Source organism: Staphylococcus sp. HMSC62A08, assembly GCF_001839105.1.
Taxonomy (GTDB): Bacteria; Bacillota; Bacilli; order Staphylococcales; family Staphylococcaceae; genus Staphylococcus; species Staphylococcus caprae.
In genome coordinates, this window is sequence record NZ_KV840027.1 from 105726 (window position 1) to 128436 (window position 22711).

The 22711-nt window shown below is 33.4% G+C and carries 18 protein-coding genes; 11 read left to right on the forward strand and 7 right to left on the reverse strand.

The annotated features are described in order from the left end of the window. The first annotated feature begins 332 nt into the window (after positions 1-332). From ppdK to HMPREF3264_RS01300, 4 genes are all read left to right on the forward strand, one after another. Positions 333-2960 (forward strand): pyruvate, phosphate dikinase, encoded by a 2628-nt coding sequence (gene ppdK, locus HMPREF3264_RS01285; RefSeq protein ID WP_070871662.1) that lies wholly within the window; start codon positions 333-335, stop codon positions 2958-2960. Between the two features lies 1 nt (position 2961). Then, positions 2962-3783 (forward strand): pyruvate, water dikinase regulatory protein, encoded by an 822-nt coding sequence (locus tag HMPREF3264_RS01290; RefSeq protein WP_002444468.1) that lies wholly within the window; start codon positions 2962-2964, stop codon positions 3781-3783. A gap of 359 nt (positions 3784-4142) precedes the next feature. Then, positions 4143-5645 carry an L-lactate dehydrogenase (quinone) gene (gene lqo, locus HMPREF3264_RS01295; RefSeq protein WP_070871663.1) on the forward strand — a complete coding sequence of 501 codons (1503 nt, stop codon included), beginning with the start codon at positions 4143-4145 and terminating at the stop codon, positions 5643-5645. Positions 5646-5902: 257 nt separating this feature from the next. Beyond that, a complete protein-coding gene (locus HMPREF3264_RS01300) occupies positions 5903-6661 on the forward strand; it encodes a hypothetical protein (protein ID WP_256323947.1) in 759 nt (252 codons plus the stop codon). Between the two features lie 381 nt (positions 6662-7042). Here the strand turns inward: HMPREF3264_RS01300 and HMPREF3264_RS01305 are convergent, their stop codons facing one another. Continuing rightward, positions 7043-7987 (reverse strand): hypothetical protein, encoded by a 945-nt coding sequence (locus HMPREF3264_RS01305; RefSeq protein ID WP_083327768.1) that lies wholly within the window; start codon positions 7985-7987, stop codon positions 7043-7045. Between the two features lie 247 nt (positions 7988-8234). Here HMPREF3264_RS01305 and HMPREF3264_RS01310 point away from each other — a divergent pair, with 247 nt between their 5' ends. The 3 genes from HMPREF3264_RS01310 to HMPREF3264_RS01320 all read left to right on the forward strand — a co-directional run bounded on the left by HMPREF3264_RS01310 (position 8235) and on the right by HMPREF3264_RS01320 (position 11012). After that, positions 8235-9089: a class I SAM-dependent methyltransferase gene (locus HMPREF3264_RS01310; RefSeq protein WP_070871665.1), complete on the forward strand. Its 855-nt coding sequence runs from the start codon at positions 8235-8237 to the stop codon at positions 9087-9089. A 162-nt stretch (positions 9090-9251) separates the two neighbouring features. After that, a complete protein-coding gene (locus HMPREF3264_RS01315; protein ID WP_070871666.1) occupies positions 9252-9815 on the forward strand; it encodes a PadR family transcriptional regulator in 564 nt (187 codons plus the stop codon). Positions 9816-9839: 24 nt separating this feature from the next. Further along, a complete protein-coding gene (locus tag HMPREF3264_RS01320) occupies positions 9840-11012 on the forward strand; it encodes an FAD-dependent oxidoreductase (protein ID WP_070871667.1) in 1173 nt (390 codons plus the stop codon). Between the two features lie 160 nt (positions 11013-11172). Here the strand turns inward: HMPREF3264_RS01320 and HMPREF3264_RS01325 are convergent, their stop codons facing one another. Continuing rightward, entirely contained in the window at positions 11173-12063 is an 891-nt protein-coding gene (locus HMPREF3264_RS01325) for a fructose bisphosphate aldolase (RefSeq protein ID WP_070871668.1), read from the reverse strand. A gap of 338 nt (positions 12064-12401) precedes the next feature. On the opposite strand from HMPREF3264_RS01325, the gene HMPREF3264_RS01330 reads away from it, so the two are divergent. Beyond that, positions 12402-13667, forward strand: coding sequence for a putative glycoside hydrolase (locus HMPREF3264_RS01330; protein ID WP_070871669.1), 1266 nt, complete (start codon positions 12402-12404; stop codon positions 13665-13667). Between the two features lie 123 nt (positions 13668-13790). Here HMPREF3264_RS01330 and HMPREF3264_RS01335 read toward each other — a convergent pair whose 3' ends face one another. The 3 genes from HMPREF3264_RS01335 to HMPREF3264_RS01345 all read right to left on the reverse strand — a co-directional run bounded on the left by HMPREF3264_RS01335 (position 13791) and on the right by HMPREF3264_RS01345 (position 16535). Next, complete coding sequence (locus tag HMPREF3264_RS01335; RefSeq protein ID WP_070871670.1) at positions 13791-15152, reverse strand: FAD-dependent oxidoreductase; 1362 nt, start codon at positions 15150-15152, stop codon at positions 13791-13793. Between the two features lie 219 nt (positions 15153-15371). Next, positions 15372-15959 carry a cell surface protein gene (locus HMPREF3264_RS01340; RefSeq protein WP_070871671.1) on the reverse strand — a complete coding sequence of 196 codons (588 nt, stop codon included), beginning with the start codon at positions 15957-15959 and terminating at the stop codon, positions 15372-15374. A 147-nt stretch (positions 15960-16106) separates the two neighbouring features. Next, on the reverse strand, positions 16107-16535 hold the full coding sequence (locus HMPREF3264_RS01345) for a hypothetical protein (protein ID WP_070871672.1): 429 nt from the start codon (positions 16533-16535) through the stop codon (positions 16107-16109). 282 nt (positions 16536-16817) lie between these two features. Between HMPREF3264_RS01345 and HMPREF3264_RS01350 the strand changes: the two genes are divergently transcribed. Next, a complete protein-coding gene (locus HMPREF3264_RS01350; RefSeq protein ID WP_070871673.1) occupies positions 16818-18155 on the forward strand; it encodes an aspartate aminotransferase family protein in 1338 nt (445 codons plus the stop codon). A gap of 187 nt (positions 18156-18342) precedes the next feature. Here HMPREF3264_RS01350 and HMPREF3264_RS01355 read toward each other — a convergent pair whose 3' ends face one another. Next, positions 18343-18906 (reverse strand): TetR/AcrR family transcriptional regulator, encoded by a 564-nt coding sequence (locus tag HMPREF3264_RS01355; protein WP_002444447.1) that lies wholly within the window; start codon positions 18904-18906, stop codon positions 18343-18345. Positions 18907-19041: 135 nt separating this feature from the next. On the opposite strand from HMPREF3264_RS01355, the gene HMPREF3264_RS01360 reads away from it, so the two are divergent. Together HMPREF3264_RS01360 and HMPREF3264_RS01365 are read left to right on the forward strand one after the other, a co-directional pair. Beyond that, positions 19042-19770 (forward strand): ABC transporter ATP-binding protein, encoded by a 729-nt coding sequence (locus tag HMPREF3264_RS01360; protein ID WP_070871674.1) that lies wholly within the window; start codon positions 19042-19044, stop codon positions 19768-19770. After that, entirely contained in the window at positions 19767-20849 is a 1083-nt protein-coding gene (locus HMPREF3264_RS01365) for an ABC transporter permease (protein WP_070871675.1), read from the forward strand. Before HMPREF3264_RS01360 ends, HMPREF3264_RS01365 begins: the two co-directional genes overlap by 4 nt. Positions 20850-21016: 167 nt before the next feature. Here the strand turns inward: HMPREF3264_RS01365 and HMPREF3264_RS01370 are convergent, their stop codons facing one another. Continuing rightward, positions 21017-22456: an APC family permease gene (locus HMPREF3264_RS01370; RefSeq protein ID WP_070871676.1), complete on the reverse strand. Its 1440-nt coding sequence runs from the start codon at positions 22454-22456 to the stop codon at positions 21017-21019. Positions 22457-22711 lie beyond the last annotated feature (255 nt).

Here is a 22711-nt window from a genome sequence, read left to right on the forward strand (position 1 = left end):
AGTATTGAATATAAAAGTAGCAGTAAGAAGGTTTCTAATTGAACCTTCTTACTGCTATTATTTTTGGATTTTATTTTCTTGGTTATATATAGGAATCCGCACAGGAATAGAATTATCTTAGAGCATTTTTATCAATATGCATCTTATATCTATTGAGAATTCAAACGTTTCGTCGAATTTTTTAACCCGGGATTTTGTTGGCTCAATATGTGTTATTCACTAAATCGTAATAAATATGAAATCCTTTTCATGTAAATAGTTGTAATTCTTTTTCTAATATGACATACTCTAAAATGATTAGTATGACATATTAAATGAAGAGGTGGTCTATAATGACACAATATATTTATGCATTTGATGAAGGACGCATTTCTATGAAAGATTTATTAGGAGGTAAAGGGGCCAATTTATCAGAAATGAAACGTCTTGGCTTACCAGTTCCTGATGGCTTTACGATTACAACCGAGGCTTGTATTGATTATTTAAAGCAAAATGAACAATTACCTTCTGAAGTTAAAACACAATTGATTCATCACTTAACATCATTTTCAGAAAGAACAGGGAAATCCTTCTCATCAGATGATGATTTATTATTAGTTTCAGTACGTAGTGGTGCGAAGATTTCTATGCCAGGTATGATGGACACCATTCTTAATTTAGGTTTGAACGATGACAATGTTAAGAAACTCGCCGAGAAAACAAATGATGCACGTTTTGCTTATGATTGTTATCGTCGTTTATTACAAATGTTCGGTGAAGTTGTATATGGTATTCCAATGCTTGCATTTGATACATATTTTGACGATTTTAAAAATCAACACAATTACGAGAACGATGCGGATATATCTGCTGAAGGGTTACAAACAATTTGTGAAAGATTTAAAGAAATTTATAGAGAAGAAGTGTATAAACCTTTTCCACAAGAACCATTAAAACAATTAGAAGAAGCAATCGAAGCGGTATTCAAATCATGGGATAATGATCGTGCACGTGTATATCGAGATTTAAATGATATACCGCATGATATTGGTACTGCAGTCAACGTTCAAGAAATGGTATTTGGAAATAGTGGTGAACAAAGTGGCACGGGGGTAGCATTTACGAGAGACCCTGTCACTGGGGAGAACAAATTATTTGGTGAATATTTATTAAATGCGCAAGGTGAAGATGTTGTTGCGGGAATCCGTACGCCTCAAGACATCGATACATTGAAATCACAAATGCCAGATGTTCATCAAGAATTTGTAGATGTGACGAAACAATTGGAAACACATTATAAAGATATGCAAGATATTGAATTTACGATTGAAAACGGTAAACTATATTTACTTCAAACACGTAATGGTAAACGTACGGCAAGAGCTGCAATTCAAATTGCTGTTGATTTAGTTAACGAAGGTTTAATTTCACGTGAAGAGGCTGTAACGAAAGTTGATGTAAAATCTATCGATCAGTTATTGCATCCTAATTTTAAGGAAGAGGCCTTAGAGCAAGCGACTGTTATATCGAAGTTAGGATTACCAGCAAGTCCGGGAGCGGCAACAGGAAGTATCGTATTCTCTGCAGAGGAAGTGAAAGAACAAGCGGATGAAGGAAAGAAAGTTGTATTAATGCGTCCAGAAACATCTCCAGAAGATATTGAAGGTATGGTTGCAAGTGAAGCAATTGTTACTACACATGGCGGAATGACATCCCATGCAGCAGTTGTTGCGAGAGGAATGGGGAAATGTTGTGTCACTGGATGCTCAGATGTTGAAATTGATACAGTGAATAAAACTGTCTATTATCCTGATGGTGAATTGCATGAAGGAGACATTGTGTCCGTTGATGGTTCTACAGGTGACATCTATTTAGGCGAGATTGAAACTGTAAATGCTGAGCATAGTGATGCGTTTGAACAATTTATGGAGTGGTCAGAAGATACTGCACGTTTACAAGTTAGAATGAATGCAGAAACGCCTCAAGATATCCAAGCAGGATATAACTTTGGTGCGAAAGGAATCGGACTCGTAAGAACTGAGCATATGTTCTTTGGACCAGAACGTCTGGTGGAAATGCGTCGATTTATATTAGCATCAAATCACGATGAACGTGTCGAAGCACTTGAGAAGATTAAAACGTATCAAGTGAAGGACTTTGAAGAAATATTTAGATTATCTCAAGACCGACCAACAATTGTCCGTTTACTTGATCCACCATTGCATGAATTTTTACCAAGTTCGGATGAAGATATTCAAAACGTAGCACAACAGCTAGATATATCTACAGATATATTACGCAAACGTATGGCTGAATTAAATGAAGTTAACCCAATGTTAGGACACCGTGGATGTCGTTTAGCAGTCACTTACCCTGAATTATATGAGATGCAAGTGGAAGCAATTATTGAAAGTGTATTGAAGCTTCAACAAGAGGACATTAAATGCCAGCCTGAAATTATGATTCCGCTTGTATCAACGGTTGAAGAGTTTACAACATTGAAAGAACGTTTAGCTGCAACGATTACTCAATTGGAAAATGACGCAAATACGAAGGTCAATTACCTTATTGGTACAATGATAGAAACACCAAGAGCTTGTCTTATTGCGCAACATCTTGCCAAACATTGTGATTTCTTTAGCTTTGGAACGAATGACTTAACACAGTTAACTTATGGTTTCTCTAGAGATGATGCAGGGAAGTTTATAAATGTGTATACTGAAAGTAATATTTTACAGCTTGACCCATTCCAAACATTAGATACAGACGGTGTAGGGCAATTGATTCAATTAGCAGTTGAACAAGCTAAACAGGTTAAACCAGAGATTAAGATTGGTGTATGTGGTGAACTTGGTGGTGACGCGAAATCAATTTACCAATTCAACAACTGGAATATCGACTACGTTTCATGTTCACCGTTCAGAGTACCTGGTGCCATATTAGCTACAGCTCAAAGTCAGGCGGAGGAAAGCGAGCGATAAGGTGAAAGAGAATAATGATCAAGTTTTAAAGTTATTTATAGTTTCTGATTCAATTGGAGAAACAGCGCAACGTATGATTCATGCAACATTAACCCAATTTCCAGATTTAACACAGGTAGAAATTAAGAAATTTCCCTATATCAAGGATGAACAGGAATTTCTCAATGTTCTCCAACTTGCTCAAGAACAACATGCAATTGTTGCAACAACATTAGTGAGTGAATCTTTTAATGCTTTAGGTCATCAATTTGCCAAAGAACACGATATTCCATATGTAGATTATATGTCAGAGTTAATTCGTATTATTGAAAATCATACACACGCCGAGCCGTTAATGGAGAGCGGAGCATTACGTAAACTCAATGATGAATATTTCAAACGAATTGAAGCGATCGAGTATTCAGTTAAATATGATGATGGCAAGCATTTTACAGATATCGGAGAAGCGGATGCACTCATCGTTGGCGTTTCAAGAACATCAAAGACACCTTTAAGTATGTACTTAGCGAATAAAGGATATAAGATTGCGAATATCCCACTCGTTCCTGAAGTCTCAATTCCTGATAATGTGTATCAACAGAAGGGTTTGAAAGTATTTGGGTTAACTGCAAGTCCAAATTATATTGCTAACATTCGTCGTAATCGGGCTGAAACGCTAGGTTTATCGGCTGAGTCTACCTATAATAGTTTGGAACGTATTAAGAAAGAATTGTCTTATGCAGAAGAAGTTTTTAAGAAATTAAATGCGACTGTGATCAATACTGAATATAAATCAATTGAAGAATCAGCGTTTTATATTGAAAAGTTCTTGATGCAGAAATAGAAAATATAAAGTTATCGCACATATTCGATGATGAATTTCATTTGTCAGCGGATATGTGCTTTTAATTTGAATGAAAAGGAGGGAATATGAAAGGTATGAAATCACTCATTTGAAAGTGAAAATTTATTTTGTAATTCATATTTCTATTATAAAAAAGTTATTATTACAAAAATGAATTGTCTTAGCTATAATAATTTACATTTCCTTTGCATTGTTTTAACATATAAGTGTAATAACTAGTAAAGGGTAGAGAAAACTCTTTCATTCATGGAGTTGTAAGCAGGGAATACTTGATTGAAAAGAACAACTCTAATGAACTGGTAAGCATTTTTATACAATTTTTTGGAGAGGTGAACAACATGGCAAAGTCTGAGAAAAAAGACGTTGTGTTAATTGGTGCCGGCGTACTTAGTACAACATTCGGTTCAATGTTAAAAAGCATCGAGCCTGAATGGGACATCCACTTATATGAACGTCTAGACCGTCCAGGTATTGAAAGTTCAAACGAACGTAATAATGCTGGTACTGGACACGCTGCGTTATGCGAATTGAACTATACAGTTCAACAACCAGATGGTTCAATTGATATCGAAAAAGCAAAAGAAATTAACGAACAATTTGAGATTTCTAAACAATTCTGGGGTCACTTAGTTAAAAGTGGTCAAATTGAAAACCCTAGAGAATTCATTAATCCATTACCTCATATTAGTTTTGTACGCGGTAAAAATAATGTGAAGTTCTTAAAAGATCGTTATGAAGCCATGAAGAATTTCCCTATGTTCGATAACATCGAATATACTGAGGATATTGAAGAAATGAAAAAATGGATTCCACTAATGATGAAAGGTCGCGAAAATAACAGCGGTGTTATGGCGGCTAGTAAAATCGATGAAGGTACAGATGTGAACTACGGGGCATTAACTCGTAAAATGGCTAAGAACCTTCATGACTCACCAAATGTGGAAGTGCAATACAATCATGAAGTTGTAGATTTTGAACGTTTATCTAATGGTAAATGGTTAGTTAAAATTAAAAACCGTAACACTGGCGATGTATTCGAACATCAAACAGATTACGTGTTCATCGGTGCTGGTGGTGGCGCAATCCCACTATTACAAAAAACAGGTATCCCTGAAAGTAAACACTTAGGTGGTTTCCCAATTAGTGGACAGTTCATTGCTTGTACTAACCCTCAAGTTATTGGACAACATGACGCCAAAGTATATGGTAAAGAACCACCTGGTACACCTCCAATGACTGTACCTCACTTAGATACACGTTATATTGATGGTGAAAGAACATTATTATTCGGACCATTTGCGAATATTGGACCTAAATTCCTTAAATTTGGTTCTAATTTAGATTTATTCAGATCTGTTAAACCATACAATATTACAACATTATTAGCTGCAGCTATTAAAAACGTGCCATTGATTAAATACTCAATTGACCAAGTCATTATGACTAAAGAAGGTTGTATGAATCATTTACGTACGTTCTACCCTGAAGCACGTGACGAAGATTGGCAATTATACACAGCTGGTAAACGTGTACAAGTGATTAAAGATACTGAAGAAAACGGTAAAGGTTTCATCCAATTTGGTACTGAAGTTGTAAATTCAGAAGATCACTCAGTGATTGCTTTATTAGGTGAATCACCAGGGGCATCTACTTCTGTTTCTGTAGCTTTAGAAGTTTTAGAACGTAATTTCCCTGAATATACTTCAGATTGGGAACCAAAAATTAAAGAAATGATTCCTTCTTATGGTGAATCATTAATTCACGATGAACAATTAATGAGAAAAATACGTAAACAAACTTCAAAAGATCTTGAATTAGGTTACTACGATAAAGCTAAATAATTAAAGTTAACTCGTGAGAGACGTGTGAGATGATAAAACATCTTGCACGTTTTTTTGTTTGTCTTATGATTCTAAAAAATATTTAAAACATAAGTAACCAACTACTTTATTTAATTCAAAAATATTTATTAAAATATATAGAATACTATATAAAATACTCAGTTATTACTGTAGAATAGAAATATAAACATTTATTTTATCAACATGTTTATATTAAATACATATCATTACGTATAAGAACTAAAAAGGAGAGAAAAATGAGAAAATTTTTAGGGATTTTATTAATTATGATTATTATTGGGGTGGCAGGTTGTTCACATGATTCTGATTCTAACAAATCCTCTTCTAAGAAATCAGAGAATAAAACGGATGTTGCGACGAAGTATTCAGAAGAAGATAGTAAAAAAGATCAATATAAGAAGCTAGAAAAAGAGGTTAAAGGATTAAAGCAAGTTCCTATTTTAGATAAATTAGATCCTTTGATGACTGAAAAGACTTTTACTAATAAGACGGGGATGCAAGGTTGGAAAGATTATAAGAAATTATCGGATAAGGTCACATTAGCTGATTTAAAATACACAGAGGAATCTGAAGGTTCATCACTTGAAGAAGTAGATAAATTTTTTAAAGATAAAAAGGGTATCAAACGAAAAGTAATGAAAGACCCTGATAAAGATGTTAAACATATTGATTATTTATATATTGATCGACATGGTAAGAAAATTGGGAATACAGATGAACCAGAAAATTATTCTCAAATCATGGCTACGTTCAAAAAAGATAAATTGATTGCTCTATCAAATCAACCTGGATTGTTTCATATGAGTCCCAAGGACCAAATTGCTAAAAAAGATTTAATTAAAGTTAAAGAATTAAAAGATATCACAAAGTTAAAGAATCCTAAGGCAATTTCGTACAGTATCGTTCAAGTGAAATATAAAGGTAAGCCTTATACTGATTTTTCAGTGTTAGGTAATGGTTCTGACTCAGATAAAGATGTTGCAGATGCTGTTTAGCTTATTACTTATTCTCACCAGTAGAGTTAGATGGTAAAAACCATAAAGTACTAAATGTAAGTTCAGCTCCATTTATGAGTGCACAAGCAGACTTTTCAACATATCAACTTGAAGTATTTAAAAAAGTAGCAGAAGAAGAAGAAAAATATATGAGCGATAATTAGAGTATGCTGATAAATTAAAAATAATTTAGCTGTCAGGAGCTTTATCAGTTTTAAGATTTAATCTTTGCTTATATATTTAGAGGTAATTTAAACAAATAGCCACTCTTTCTAACGTCTATTAAGACATAGAGAGAGTGGCATATTTAGTTAGCAGTTTTGTTATTAATATGAATTTCATCCACTACTTAATTCAATGATATCTAAATCGGTCGCATGTTTATTTTCGTTCATCATATCTGCCTCCATCAATGGAGATTTCTTCGCCTTCAGGTTCTAATCGTCCATTTTCATCTAGTTGAGAAGAAGATACACTATCTTTATAAAATTTCATATTTTTATTGCCTGGATATAATTTCATTACTTCATTGGTAGGTTTTTGTAAGTTCCAAACATAATCTACAACTTTTTCTTTATTTTTACTATTTTTATAATATGCAATAAAATCAGACTCTGCTTGTTTTTTTATTTCAGGATGTTTCGCTAGTAAGCTATCAAATTGTTGATTAAATTCTTGACCGTTCAACTTCATTATTGGTTTAAATTCTTTCTTAAACTTGTCCAATCCTTCAATACCAGGTGCGTTAAAGTTTAAGTATTGTTTTGTAACACCATTAAATTCTTGCTTTTTTTGAAGTTTTTCATTCATGGCATAATAACCATTTTTTTCAACTTCATGTTTAAACTTGTTGCGTGCTTGTTCAATTTCATTTTCATAACGTTTATACATCATTGCGGCAACCGCAGCAGAGGTTTCATTGTCATGACCAGGTGTGAAGGTGGTGATAGTTAATCCATTATCAGACTCGACAAAAATTAATTTTAGTTGGAAAGGGATATCATACTTAATAGTTCCAACTACCAGTAGACCATCAGTTTTACTTTTTTCACTGAAACCAGAAGAGTTGGTATAAGCATCGACCAAATTAATTTTACAATCCAATCCGAATGTGTCTTTTACATACTTTTTATACTGCTTCTTGGCTTCATCTTTATATTTTTCCTTAAATTCCTCGTTACGTTTTTTATGCTCACCAATGTACTTACCGTCATAGCTTTTAACACTTACTGTTTTAGGAATATCTTTTGTTCGATCTTTATCCATGAAGGAACAACCTCCTAAAATAATTGATGTACATAATACTATGGTAATAAGTTTTTTCATAACTTAATATCTCCTCTACCATGAGTCGCTTTATATATAATTAGTAATATATTATAAAAGATAAAATGTTTAAATATAATATTATTATAACTTAACCTTGAGTATGTTGAGTGATTTTTTTAAGATTAGAAAAGTTATATTGTGTTAAGTATAAATTTAACCATATTTAAGTGAAGTTTAATTATTTTTAATAACTGGTGACTGACGATACAATGAGGACAAAATTTATTCGAAGGAGTTTGTAATGATGGTGGATATGAATATCTTTGATCAACAATTTTGGAAAGACGCTTGGGATAATGATCCTAATACTCAAGATAAAAGGATGAAACGTGCAGGTTTAGGAAATCCTGATGCACCAGGATTTGAAAAATGGGCTGAGAACTTCAATAAAAATTCGTTTACAGAAGAAAGTCAGAAACGCACAAAGCGTATTATGTCATGGATTGAGAACCAAACGGGCGCATTTAAAAACTTAAGTATATTAGATGTAGGTGCTGCTTCAGGTTTATTTAGTATTCCTTTCGCAAAAGAGGGAGCTAAAGTTACGAGTCTCGAACCATCAACTGTATTACATGAGATGTTAAAAGATAATGCACAGCATTATGATGCTTCAATTGAGACGATAAATCAGTCATTTGAATCAGTATCAGCTTCAGATTTAAATAATGTAGATTTTGTCTTTGCATCTATGTGTCCAGCAGTAACAACTTGGGAAGCGGTTCAAAAAGCCATTGATATCGCAAATCAGTTTGTTTATGTGAGTTTAATAGCAGGGTCTAAAGAAAACTCAATTGTAGATGAGGTGACTGCATTTTTAGAAATGAAACCCTCACCCATGACAGCCGATATGTATTATTTAATGCAACTACTGTATTGTAATAATTATACCTATGACACATTAATTGAACATCACACTCAGCATACTGAAAAAAGTGTTGAAGAAGTCATGCAACAATTACCATCATGGTTAAAAGAAGTAGAAATTGAAATAGATCATCAACAAATGGAAAGTATTGAACAATACTTACAAGATAAATATGGAGATAACGTCCCATTAACGACAGGTGGTAAATTTGGGAAGGTATTAATACATCTTTAAAATTTAAAAATATATAGAGTGAATCGGAATACTGTTCTGACAACATTTATGTGAACAGTATTTCTTTTTTTTATAATTTATTCCGATATATCGTTGACACATTTCGATATATCGCTTAATATAATGATATATCGAAATGATAATTAAAGAAGGGTGATATTTATGTTCAGAAGAAGACCAGAAATGATGAGACAACATATTGAAAAATTTGAAGGATTTGATTTTGGAAGAGGCGCTGCTGGCTTTGGTGGTCCAAGAGGTGGCGGTCGAGATCGCTTTTTCAAAAAAGGAAATTTACAATTTGTCATTCTTAAAATGTTGAAAGAAGAATCTAGACATGGTTATCAAATTATTAAAGATTTAGAAGAACGTTTCAAAGGATTTTATGCACCGAGTCCTGGTTCAGTTTATCCCATTTTACAAATGTTAGAGGATAGAGAATTTGTTTCTATTTCTAAAGACGGGAAAAAGAAAGTTTATTCAATAACTGAAGAAGGCGAAAAATTCTTGGATGAAAATATTGATAATGATGCATTTACTCAAAGAATGGAACAATTCCAAAATATTGATTTTGAACAATTGAAAGCTTCTCGTGAACAATTACATGAAGTATTTCAAGGTTTTATGAAAGCAAGTCAACGCGCTTTACAAGATGAAGAATTGAAAAAAGAGTTTGATCAATTTGTAGAAGAAACAAAAGAACGTTTGAAAAAATTTTCCGAATAGAAATAGATAATGGAGGGTTTTGGAATGAATATAAAAGATGTTAAAAAGGTAGGTATTATTGGTGGAGGACCTGGAGGATTGATGTTAGGTCTTCTATTACAACAACAAGGGTTCGAGGTTTCTATATTTGAAAAAGCTGGGTTAGATATTAATAGAGACCGTGGTGGATCATTAGATATACACGAAGTAAGTGGACAGTTACCATTGAAAGAAGCGGGTATGATTCATCGATTTAGAGAACTTGCACGTTTTGAAGGCGAAGATACACGCGTATTAGATAAAGATGGGAAAGTGTATTATGAAGAAACTGCTGACCCAGAAGTTGAAGGTGGTCGTCCAGAGATTGATCGTGGTGAACTTTGCGATATCATTAGTGAACAATTAAAAGAGGGCACTGTCGTATATGGCAAAACGTTTGAATCGCTTACTCGATTAGATGATGGACAAGTTAAAGTTTCATTCGTTGAAGGAGACACAGCTACGTTTGATTTCGTGGTAGGTGCTGATGGGGCATTTTCAAAAGTGAGACCTTATTTAGCAAATGTGGACGTTGAGTATAATGGTATTTCAATGGTGGAACTGAATGTAGAGGATGTGTATACCCAATATCCTGATTTGGCTGAGTTTAATAAACACGGTAAAATGATGGCATTTGGTGACCACAAAGCGATACTCGGCCAAGTGAATGGCGATGGCAGAATTAAAGTATATATGTCATATCAAATGGATTATGACGAATTTGATAAATTTAAAGGGATGAACAAGTCAGAAATTAAAGAACAGTTATTGAGCGATTTCGAAGATTGGCATCCAGAATTAAAAAAATATATTGAATATGCAGGCGATGATATATTATTACGTCGCATATATAAATTACCTATTGGTTTTAAATGGGAAAATCAACCTAATGTTACTTTAATTGGAGATGCAGCACATCTTATGAGTCCATTTGCGGGCGAAGGCGTGAATATGGCATTTTACGATGCGTATTTATTAGCTGAAGCGCTTAAAGAAAATGACGAGTTACAGATGGCTTTAAAAGAATACGAAGACAATATGTATGAAGCATCAGAACAAAGTGCGCGTGAGTCTCAAGCTAACTTGGAAGAAATGTTTGGTGACAATGCTGCACAAAAATTTGGAGATTTCTTTAATCAAATAGGTGAGTTATTTGAAGAACATCAATCACATAAATAAATAGATATTTAAAAAATGCCGGCTGGTTGTCTTGAACCAGTCGGCATTTCATGTACTTCCGAACGAGGAAATAATTTAACTTCGCCGGAAAGATAGACGGGCTACGAAAAGCAGGTTTTTCGGCAGAAATACTCAAAACCTAAGCGCTTTTCTTTGCACCTTAATTTTTATTTACTGATGCGTCGTAGATTGAGTCTACAGCGTCACCTAATGCTTTATCGAATTCTTCTTGTGATTGGCTAGCACGTAAGTCACTAGCTAATGCACGTGAGAAGCTTGCGATTAATTCATCGTTTTCTTTTAATAATTTGTTAGCTTCATCTCTGCTGTAACCACCAGATAATACAACTACACGTACAACGTTTTGATGTTCAGCTAATTCTTTATATAAGTTAGGTTCAGTAGGAATAGTTAATTTTAACATTACAAGTTGATCATCATTCAATGAATCTAAGCCTTTTTTGATTTCAGCTTTTAATACCTTTTCAATTTCAGCTTTATCTTTAGCATTAATGTTAACTTCTGGTTCAATGATTGGTACTAAACCTTTAGCAATGATTTTTTTAGCGAATTCAAATTGTTGTTCAACAACATCTTTGATACCTTGTTCGTTTAATTCTAAGATGTTAGAACGCATTTTAGTACCGAAGATATGACGTTCGTTGGCACGGTCTAATGTTTCGTCTAAGTCATTGATTGGTTTCATTAATTGAACACCGTTTTGTTGTTCAGCAAGACCTTTATCAACTTTTAAGAAAGGAACAATGCCTTTGTCTGCTAAGTAGTCACCAGTGTATTTCCCTTCAACTTCGCGATCCATTGTTTGTTCGAAGAGAATGGCACCTAAGATTTTATCAGGTGAAAATGAAGGTGAAGTCACCACGCGCGTACGCATATCGTGAACAAGTTGGAACATCTCATCTTCATTGCTATATTGGTCTTCATTAACGCCATATTCTTTAAGCGCTTTAGGTGTACTACCGCCACTTTGGTCTAACGCAGCGATAAACCCTTTACCATTAGTCATTTTTTCTAATTGTTCTTTATTCATACTTTCCACTCCTTAACATAACTTTCACTTACAGTATGATAAAAATTATATTTTATCTCAAGTTTTTCAACTCGAAATTTATGTGAAACTGTCTTGAATCGTGTATGAAGTCATAAATTTGACGAAAATTAGAATTATATTGATGGCAATGTAAAAAGATGGACATAAATTAATTGAGAGCCGTACACACGTTTTAATTCAATTTTCAAAATAGTATGTTATTCTATGTTTATAAATAATTAGTAATAATATAAATATATTACTTAATTATGTACTTTATGAAATTTAATAGTAATAAATTTAAATTTATATTTTGTGTGTTTGGGAGGCGACAGGGTATGAATAAAAAGAAAGTTCTAGCTGTTTTTGCTACAAGTGCATTACTATTATCAGCTTGCAGTCATGATGAAGGACAAGAGAATAAAACGAACGATGAAGATAAAGGGGATAAACAATCAACTAAACAATCTAGTAAGAAACAAAGTGACAATGCGGTTCAATATCCAAAAGATGGTGTAAAAGGCATTTATGTGGCGAGTGGTTCTACTAAAGATGAGAAAATGGATGAACTGATTCAATACATTAAAGATTCTAAACTGAATTCAATGGTTATAGACGTTAAAGATGATGCTGGTAACATCACAATGAAGTTCCACACTGGAAATAAACTCATAGACAAAAACGAAATGGATCTTGCTGAAGCAAAGCCACTTTTAAAGAAATTGAAGAAAAACAATATTTATCCAATCGCACGTATTGTTACCTTCAAAGATACTAAATTGGCTAAGGAACATCCTGAATGGTCATTTAAAGATAAAGATGGGTCAGTTTGGGAGAATGGTAAAGGCGATAGCTTTGTTAATCCGTTTGTAAAAGATGTTTGGAAATATAATGTTGCAATTTCTAAAGCTGCAGCAAAGGCTGGGTTCCGTGACATTCAATACGACTATGTTCGATTCCCTGAAGGCTTTGAAAATGAAGCAAGCAATTTAGATTATGATAGAGGCGACTATCAAAATAGTAAGTTAAGTTCTGGAGACCAACGTGTAGATACTGTAACTAAATACTTAGAATATGCACATAAAGAATTGAAACCATATCATGTTAAAATTTCTGCAGATGTCTTCGGATATTCAGCATTAGTTAAAAATGCGCCAGGTATTGGACAAAGTTTCCCTAAAATCTCTAAAAATGTAGATGCGATATCTTCGATGATTTATCCATCTCATTGGAGTCCGGGAGACTTTGGGTTAAAAGCACCAGATACAGAACCTTATAAAACAGTGAATCGTTACATTCAACGTGAAAATAGTATTTTAAATAAATTAGGTAACGATAAACCGAAATCAAGACCGTGGATCCAAGATTTTACTGCCTCTTATTTAGGTGAAGGTAAGTATAAGGAATATGATGCACAAGCCATTTCAGATCAAGTTCAAGCGCTTAAAGACAATGGTATCAATGAGTTCTTAATTTGGAATGCAGCTAATGACTATACAAATGGACCTAATTATCACCCTAAAAAAGAAAAAATTAAAGACAAAGGTGAAAAAAAGCATAAGCATAAAGACTCAAAAGAAGATAAACAAAATCAAAGTAATTAGTATATATTTCAATCATCTTAGTGCCATTTCATATTGGGCGCTAAGATGATTTTTGCATTAAAAAACTCAGTAAGACTACGATAGCGTACGCCTTACTGAGCATTTATTACTTATTCAAATGAATTAGAATAACATTTTGTCGCTTCCGAACGTATCGCCCAATGCTTGTTGCGCTAATACGTTGAGATAGTTCCAAGGACGGTCATAATCAGGTTGGAAGAAGAAATCTTGTACAGCAAATTGTTCTAAAGTGAAACCAGCTGATATCGCAATAGAAATTGTATTGATAGAAGCTGTTACATCTTCAGTAGACATCACTTGTCCACCTAAAATTTTATGACTATCTTCATCGTAAATGATTTTCATATGAACTTTTGTATCATCTTGCATAAATTTAGGATGAATAAGTTCTTCTACATATTTCTGACCTAGATTACCATCATAACTATCCGCTTCAGTACCATGGACACCTGTTTGTCCGAATTTATAATCAAATAATTGTAATCCGGATGTACCAGATACTCTAGGCATTGTCATATCGTTACCAGTCATGTTTTTCGCTGCAACAACGCCTTGACGACGAGAATTGGTTGCGAGCGCGATATAACGATCCTCATTAACTGGTGCAAATGGTACAAGCGTTGCGTCACCACCTGCGTATACATCTTTAGCAGATGTTTGTTGTTGATGATCGATATTGATAATACCTTTTTTACCTAAATCAATTTTGCCATCTAACCATTCTGTAGCAGGTTCAACACCCACTGCGAATAATACGGTATCTGCTTCGTATTCAGCTTTATCTGTCACAACTTTTGTCACATTACCATCGTTGTCACCTGAAAGTGATTGAACGGTTTCGCCACCCTTGAAATAAAGACCGTGTTGTTTAGAATTTTCTTCTAAAATATCAGTGAATTCTTTATCAAGGTAAGTGTTTAAAATTCTATCTGCAATATCAACAATTGTTGTTTCAATACCTGCTTTAGCAAAGGCTTCAGCAGCTTCAATACCAATGTAGCCACCGCCTACAACAACTGCTTTTTTAGCTTGTGGCATACGTTGTTTAATTTGATCTGCCCATTCACGACCTCGCATAAATAAGACGTTATTATATTGATCTATACCATCAACAGGGGGTGTGACAGGTTTGCCACCTGGACTTAAGAACAATTTATCATAGGACACTTCGTTAGATTGACCGTTTTGTTCTACGGTAATCACTTTTTTATCAGTGTCTAAGTCAGTCACAGTACTATTAGTATGAATGTTCACACCTTGTTCTTCATAAGAAGATGTTGAAGCATAGTGTAATGTATCAAGTGAAGGAGAAACATTTTCTAAATAACTTTGAATTCCACAAGATAGGAATGAAGGTTTATCGCCACTTTCAAATACTTCGATTTCAGCACTTGAATCTTCTTTTAAAAGGGTTTCAATGGCTTCATAACCTGCATGTGACGTACCAACAACTACATATTTCATAATCTAACTCCTCCTTAAAGAATGTATATCTATTTACAATTAATATGCATAAGATTAATTTAGTGTTTACAATACTTTATTTTCCCTTTAAAGCCTTGTTTATTCATTTGTTACTTGTTTCAAAGTTATTTTTCAAAAAATCGTCATAAAAAAAGGCCGAAACAATAGTGATTTGGCACTATCTTTCGACCAGTTATAAAAGTAATTAAGGTTGTTCGATTATGAAGTTTTGAGTAAAGACTTACGTCTAGCGATCAATAATCCGCCTGCGAGTAGTGAGGTAGTTGCTGCGACTTCTGTGCCTCGATTACTGTCATGATTACCACTTTCTGGAAGTGTCTGTTTAGATTGCTCCGGTAGATCAGAAGACTGCACATTTCCAACGTAGAACGCGTTAAGTTCTCTAGCAGAATCTACTGATGTGTCAGTGTTTGTCGCATGATGTGTTTCTTTATAAGTTTTAGTTGTAATACCTTGTCCTGTATAACAATCTTTATTATTTAAAGTACTATACTCACCATAGTTTCCACTTTTATATTGAACTTCTCCATTTTTGTAGACTTTATATGTGCCTACACCTGCACCAGATTTATTACTAATGTCGATTTTGTAGTAATCTCCTTTATCTTTGACAGTTTTGAAATTCTGTAAGTAGGGATTGCCACCGCTGTTTTTCATAGCTTGTTGTGCTACATGTTTTGCATTATTTGCAGTTACTTCATCCGCTTTTGCTTCAGAAATATTTACAGTGGAAAATAATACTGCACTTGTTAAAACAGTTGATGCAAGAAGAACAATCTTGTTCACAATGATAACCCCTTTTCGAATTAGAGAATTTAGAATTTGATAGAATGTTTTCTACGCTTTTAGTGTACCACCTGAATCGAATAATCATACCGCTTTAAATGAAACCACATCGAAACTTTAAGGTAAGTTAAAAAAGTTAATATAAACTCATAAATGTTTATTTGAAATCGTAGGAATACAAATCGCCATCAATACCATGAAAATAATATGAGCAACCATCCACCAGAAGTATTCAGGCCAGCTAAATGTAAAGAATGAACGTTGTGCTATAGCGATTAAAAAAGGGTACATAATAATAAAAATAATTATTAAAGGAAAGTATGCTAAATAGTAAAGTGACTTTGAATATTGATAAATGATTAAAAATATGACATAAATCGTAAACCCAATACATAGATGAATCAGACCTTCGACAATGATAGGTACGTTTTTGGGATCTACAAGAAAATCAATATTAAGCAATAACTGTGTTAAATGTGTTGATTGTAAAAGGACATCCATCACCATCGTAGTGATTAATAGAAGTGCACTTATGATGAATGCACATAGTAAGTGATAACCGTATCTTAACCACATATCATTTCCTCCAATCATTGTATTACTTATTTTAATTCCCGTATCCATTATGTTTATACATCATTGCTTATCAAGTTAATTTCATATTTAAATTAATGAAGAAGTTTAATTTTTTAATTATTCTGAAAATATTTACAAATCAGAAAATTATTAGTATATTGATTACTACCATAATATCAAGAATTCATTTTGAGACTGATAGAAATATAAAAAGAGAGTGTTTAGATGGACTAAAAACAGTATGAAGAATGAATGATAATTCATAGGGAAGGTGAATTTATCATGAGTAAAGCAGAAAAACTAATAAATGAAGATGGAGAATATTTCGCGAAATCAGGACGAATCAAATATTATCCTTTAGCTATTGATCATGGCTTTGGTGCCACATTAGTTGATGTAGACGGAAAAGAATATATTGATCTCTTATCAAGTGCCAGTTCACAAAATATTGGACATGCACCTAAGAAAGTGACCGACGCGATTAAAAGACAAGCAGAAAAATTTGTGCACTATACGCCAGCTTATATGTATCATGAGCCGCTAGTTCGTCTATCTAAAAAGTTATGCGACATTGCGCCAGGCGATGATGAGAAAAGAGTGGCATTTGGTTTAACAGGATCAGATGCTAATGATGGCATTATCAAATTTGCACGTGCTTATACTGGACGGCCGTATATTATCAGTTTTACGAATGCTTATCATGGTTCAACATTCGGTGCATTATCGATGTCAGCCATTAGTTTAAACATGCGTAAACATTACGGACCATTACTCAACGGTTTCTATCATATTCCATTTCCTGATAAATATAGAGGGATGTTCGAGCAATCACAACCTAATACAGTTGAAGAATATTTGGCTCCTCTTAAAGAGATGTTTGCAAAGTATGTGCCAGCTGAGGAAGTTGCATGCATCGTGGTTGAGACGATTCAAGGTGACGGTGGGTTGTTAGAGCCAGTGCCGGGTTATTTTGAAGCATTACAAAACTTATGCCACCAACATGGTATTTTAATCGCTGTTGATGATATCCAACAAGGACTTGGTCGTACTGGCACATGGAGTTCTGTATCGCATTACAATTTTACGCCAGACCTCATCACATTTGGAAAGTCCTTAGCAGGTGGATTGCCAATGTCAGCGATTGTAGGCCGTAAAGATATCATGGAATGTCTTGAAGCACCGGCACATTTATTTACAACTGGAGCGAATCCAGTAAGTTGTGAAGCAGCTTTGGCCACAATTGAAATGATCGAAGAAGAAGATTTATTAACGGCTTCCACTGAAAAGGGGAACTACGTACGTCAGCGTATGAATCAATGGGTTAAACAATATGAAAGTGTAGGAGACGTGCGAGGTGTAGGATTATCAATAGGTATTGATATTGTGTCTGATAAAAAAGAAAAGACACGTGATCCAGAAGCGGCTTTAAAGATATGTAATGATTGCTTTAAACATGGCGTTGTGATTATTGCTGTAGCCGGCAATGTTTTACGATTCCAACCTCCACTAGTGATTACTTATGAACAACTTGATCAAGCGCTCGACACCATTGAAAATGCCCTTCAAGCTTTGCAACAAGGTAAACTAGATCAATATGAAATTACAGGTCAAGGATGGTAATCATCAAATCATGAAATTGTAGCACAAGTAAAGAAAAATAAGTTAAATTAGCAACAATAAATATGTAATATGCCTCGCTATGCATCATTTAATGGTCATAGCGAGGCTTTAGTATATTGAATCTATAACAATTGGATATTAAAGAAATACTTGATAATAAGTAATTGTGTTTTATCATGTTATCAATTTATTTGAATGCACTAGTAATGATTTTATTCATAATAGTTGCTAATTCATTAGGTTTCTCTATACATCCTCTATTAACCCAATCTTGTATTACTCCGAAAATGGCATTACTGATAAAAATTAATAAGAAATACTTTTCTTTTGTCGTTAACAACTTTGTATTTAAGATGGGTACGATATTGATTTCTATATTTCTTTGTAATACTTTTTTGATTTCTTGATGCAACTTATGTGCACTGTTATCACCTAATAATATTAATATAAGAGACCCACTTGTTGACCAGAACTTAATAGCATTTTCAAAAAAATAAGTTTGTGAGGAAAATTCTTCTTTTAATAATTCTCTTTTTCCTTTTTTTAATAGTTCATTTAGATGAGAATAAATAAAATGTTCTTTATCATTATAGTGTGAATAAAATGTTGTTCTACTGATTTGACTTTCTTTACAAATGTCTTTCACAGTTATGGTCTCATATGTTTTTATTTTTAAAAGTCTCATCATTCCATTACGAATACGATTTTGAGTTTTGGTTACACGGATATCCCTAATATCTCTTTCTCTCATTATGATCCACCTTTTAGTGAACAATTAATGTAAATGTGTTCGCTTTTTAATAATTTTTATCACTATAATTACATAAAACTCTTAACATTAAATATATATAAACTGTAAGTCATGTCAACAAAGGAGGCAATTTGTATGGATCGAAGCATTGCTAGCTTGTACGAAGTGGTAAAATCATATGGAACACATAAAGTGTTAAATCGTATTACTTTAGAAATTAATAGAGGAGAACTTCTTGGTTTAATTGGACCTAGTGGTTCAGGTAAGACGACAACGATAAAATGTTTACTTGGTATGGAAAATTTCGATTCTGGTTCAGCTGAAATTTTCAAACAAAAAATACCTAATCGTCAAGTTTTAAATAAAATCGGTTATATGGGGCAAACAGATGCACTTTATGAAAATTTAACTGCTTATGAAAACTTAGACTTCTTTGGTCACCTTTCAGAATTAAAAGGTAAAGAATTGGAAGACAACATTAAGAAAAATATGTCTTTAGTTGATTTAGAAAACACATTAAACAAAAAGGTTAATCAATTTTCAGGGGGAATGAAACGCCGACTATCTTTAGCAATGGCTTTGCTTGGTCAACCCGATTTAATCATATTAGATGAGCCGACAGTAGGAATCGACCCTAAGTTACGTAATCAGATTTGGACACAATTAAAAAATATAGTCGATAAAGGAAAAAGTGTGGTAGTAACCACTCATGTTATGGATGAAGCTGAGCGTTGTGATAAGGTTGGCTTAATTATAGAAGGTAGATTGTTTGCCTTAGATACTCCTATAAATCTAAAAAAGAAATTTAACGCTGATACGATTGAAGAAGTATTTATAAAAGCCGAGGAGGTGAGTTCATCTTGAAACTTTTCGCAATAGTCAAACGTGTTATGAAGGAATTACTTCGTGATAAACGTACGCTTGCACTTATGTTTTTAGCTCCCATGCTGATATTGACATTGATGTATTTCGTCTTTAATGGTAATGAAGAAGACTTGAAAATTGGTATAGATCATTCAGTGTCATCTAATATTACAAACCACCTTCCTTCTTCAAATTTAGATATTAAAAAATATAAAACACAAAAAGATATTAAATCTAAAATAGAAGACGACAATTTAGATGGGTTTATATATCAAAAAAGTCATACACTTCATGTGACTTATACAAATGAAGATCCTAGTAAATCTAATCAGATTAAACAAATGATTGGCCAAGCAATTCAGAAAGATAGACTTAGTAGTGTAAAGAAAGTTTCTGAAAAAATGCCAAAGTCAATGCAAATGAAGAATAAGCAAGATATTGATATATCTAATCATTATTTATATGGTGATTCTAATAGCAACTATTTTGATAAAATGTTTCCTATTTTAATGGGATTCTTTGTATTCTTATTTGTATTTTTAATTTCGGGCATTACATTATTAAGAGAACGCACTACAGGAACATTAGAACGTGTTTTATCTACTTCTATTCGTCGTACGGAAATTGTTTCAGGTTATCTTATAGGCTACGGAATTTTCGCTATCATTCAAACACTGATTATAGTGTTATTTTCAATTTATCTTCTTAGTATTCATTTAGCGGGTAGTTTAGTATATGTAATTTTAATTAATATATTATTAGCCATTACCGCATTATCAATGGGGATTTTCATTTCTACATTTGCTAATTCAGAATTTCAAATGATTCAATTTATTCCACTATTTGCTGTGCCACAAGTATTCTTTTCAGGTATATTTCCTTTAGAAAATATGCCCCATTGGCTTAGCAATATAGGATATTTATTCCCATTGCGATATGCTGGTAATGGTTTAATAAACGTAATGATAAAAGGACAAGGATGGACTCATATTTGGTTCGATTTACTTATACTCACATTATTTATAATTGTGTTTATCGCTTTAAATATTATTGGATTAAAACGTTATAGAAAAGTATAAAAGTGTATTGTGAGGTATGTGAAATCGAAACATCTTATTATATATTGATGAAAAATGACGTGTAAATACGTAGTATTGAATATAAAAGTAGCAGTAAGAAGATTCTAGCTGAAATCGTCTTACTGCTATTATTTTTGGAAATTATGTCCCAAGCTCTATAATATGAATTATTTTGGTACGTGATACTCTTCTTCTTCATTTTTCTTAGAATGTTTTAGGCCATAGAGTAAATAAATCACAATACCTATAAAGAACCAAATTAAAGTATATAATTTAGCTTCATGACTTAAACCCCAGAATACAAGTAATACGAGCACAAATGTAATCGCAGGTAAAACGGGATATAATGGTAATTTAAAAGCTGGTTTAGGTAAATCTTTACCTTCACGTTTTCTTAGACGATACATTGCAAGTGATACAAACATAAATGCAACTAATGTACCTGCAGAAATCAATTGCGCTAAGAAAGTGAATGGGAACATTGACCCAATTAATACACCAATAATTGTTAAAATCACTAATGCTCTATTAGGTAAATGTTTATGATTTAAATGACTCAACCATGCAGGGAGTAAGCCATCACGACCAAATGAATATAATAGACGAGATCCGGCTAACATCATACCTATTAAAGCCGTAAACATACCGATCACCGAGATAGCTTGAACAACTGCTGCGATGATACCGTGACCACTTTGACGTAATGCCCAACCTACAGGTTCAGCGTTACCAGCATATTTAGAATAGTGGAACATACCAACTAATACTAAGGCTACAGCTACAAATAGTACAATTGCGACAACTAAAGATCCTAAAATACCTCTAGGCATCGTTTTTTGAGGATTAATTGCCTCTGCAGAGTTAGCCGCAATTGAGTCAAATCCGATATATGCTAGGAATATCATTGAGACACCAGCGTATACACCTTGCCATCCACCGAAGTGACTGCCTGAAGCAGTGACTTTATGCTCAGGAATAAATGGTACGTAATTACTGAAATGAATTGCTGTTAAACCAACAATCACGAAAAGGATAATCGCTAACACTTTAAGTATAACTAGAATATTTTCAAGACGTGCAGCTTCACTCATACCACGAGAAAGTAATAAAGCAGTCAAGATAATAACCACCGCTGCAATAATATCAATGACGCCACCATCACTACCAAATGGATTCGATAAAGCTTTAGGTAAGCTAATTCCAAGTGGTGCAATAAGTCCTCTTAAGTTAGCTGAAAAACCTGACGCTACGAAAGCAACTGCAATAAAGTATTCTGCTAAGAGAGCCCATCCAGCAACCCATCCGAAGAGTTCGCCAAATAATACGTTAATCCAAGAATAAGCTGAACCTGCGAAAGGCATAGTTGATGCCATTTCAGCATATGTGAATGCTACAAGTCCTGCCACGATAGCTGCTAATAAAAAGGATGGTCCTGCATGCTCTGCAGCTACCACCCCAGGTAAGGTGAAAATTGATGTTGAAACGATGGTACCTACACCTAATGCAAGGAAATCACGCACACGCAACGTACGTTTAAGGTGTCCATCTTTGTTTTGATAAATTGTTGGATTCTCTTTTCGAGTAATCCGGTTAAAGAAACTTGCCATAATGAACCTCCACTGATTAAAAAGTAATCTATTTCGAACAGCTATTTAAATTGTTTAATATTCTTGAAAAACGCTTTATTAACAATATGAATGATGAGCTATTTCTAATAATTTATATCATAGCACAGAATAATGTGTTTTTATCTAAAAATTCTGAAAAATTAAAGCTTTTTATGTCTATTTGATGAATAAATCAAACTTAAGCTTATCGCGAAATGATAAACTTGATTATATCAGATATCTGAAAAATAAGAA

Coding starts and splice junctions, on each gene's coding strand:
- ppdK (WP_070871662.1), top strand. CDS start 333: ATGACACAATATATTTATGCATTTGATGAAGGACGCATTTCTATGAAA.
- lqo (WP_070871663.1), top strand. CDS start 4,143: ATGGCAAAGTCTGAGAAAAAAGACGTTGTGTTAATTGGTGCCGGCGTA.
- HMPREF3264_RS01300 (WP_256323947.1), top strand. CDS start 5,903: ATGAGAAAATTTTTAGGGATTTTATTAATTATGATTATTATTGGGGTG.
- HMPREF3264_RS01305 (WP_083327768.1), bottom strand. CDS start 7,987: ATGAAAAAACTTATTACCATAGTATTATGTACATCAATTATTTTAGGA.
- HMPREF3264_RS01310 (WP_070871665.1), top strand. CDS start 8,235: ATGGTGGATATGAATATCTTTGATCAACAATTTTGGAAAGACGCTTGG.
- HMPREF3264_RS01315 (WP_070871666.1), top strand. CDS start 9,252: ATGTTCAGAAGAAGACCAGAAATGATGAGACAACATATTGAAAAATTT.
- HMPREF3264_RS01320 (WP_070871667.1), top strand. CDS start 9,840: ATGAATATAAAAGATGTTAAAAAGGTAGGTATTATTGGTGGAGGACCT.
- HMPREF3264_RS01325 (WP_070871668.1), bottom strand. CDS start 12,063: ATGAATAAAGAACAATTAGAAAAAATGACTAATGGTAAAGGGTTTATC.
- HMPREF3264_RS01330 (WP_070871669.1), top strand. CDS start 12,402: ATGAATAAAAAGAAAGTTCTAGCTGTTTTTGCTACAAGTGCATTACTA.
- HMPREF3264_RS01335 (WP_070871670.1), bottom strand. CDS start 15,152: ATGAAATATGTAGTTGTTGGTACGTCACATGCAGGTTATGAAGCCATT.
- HMPREF3264_RS01345 (WP_070871672.1), bottom strand. CDS start 16,535: ATGTGGTTAAGATACGGTTATCACTTACTATGTGCATTCATCATAAGT.
- HMPREF3264_RS01350 (WP_070871673.1), top strand. CDS start 16,818: ATGAGTAAAGCAGAAAAACTAATAAATGAAGATGGAGAATATTTCGCG.
- HMPREF3264_RS01355 (WP_002444447.1), bottom strand. CDS start 18,906: ATGAGAGAAAGAGATATTAGGGATATCCGTGTAACCAAAACTCAAAAT.
- HMPREF3264_RS01360 (WP_070871674.1), top strand. CDS start 19,042: ATGGATCGAAGCATTGCTAGCTTGTACGAAGTGGTAAAATCATATGGA.
- HMPREF3264_RS01370 (WP_070871676.1), bottom strand. CDS start 22,456: ATGGCAAGTTTCTTTAACCGGATTACTCGAAAAGAGAATCCAACAATT.